Source organism: Pseudomonas sp. dw_358 (genome assembly GCF_018449655.1).
Lineage (GTDB): Bacteria > Pseudomonadota > Gammaproteobacteria > Pseudomonadales > Pseudomonadaceae > Aquipseudomonas.
Genome location: NZ_JAAVUX010000062.1, coordinates 1 through 221, shown reverse-complemented (window position 1 = coordinate 221; position 221 = coordinate 1). Strand labels below are relative to the sequence as shown.

General features: G+C 52.0%; 1 tRNA gene. It reads left to right on the top strand.

Annotated features, from left to right (window positions below):
- Nucleotides 1–58: 58 nt before the first annotated feature.
- Nucleotides 59–134 (top strand) — tRNA-Ala (locus HB675_RS25730).
- Nucleotides 135–221 lie beyond the last annotated feature (87 nt).

Genomic DNA, 221 nt, shown 5'->3' with positions numbered 1-221 from the left:
GCAGTTCGAATCTGCCCAGACCCACCAACTTTTGTGTGGGAAAAGCCTGTAGAAATACGGGGCCATAGCTCAGCTGGGAGAGCGCCTGCCTTGCACGCAGGAGGTCAACGGTTCGATCCCGTTTGGCTCCACCATTACTGCTTCTGCTGTTGAAAGCTTAGAAATGAGCATTCCATCCGGTGACGGGTGCGTGAATGTTGATTTCTAGTCTTTGGCTAGAT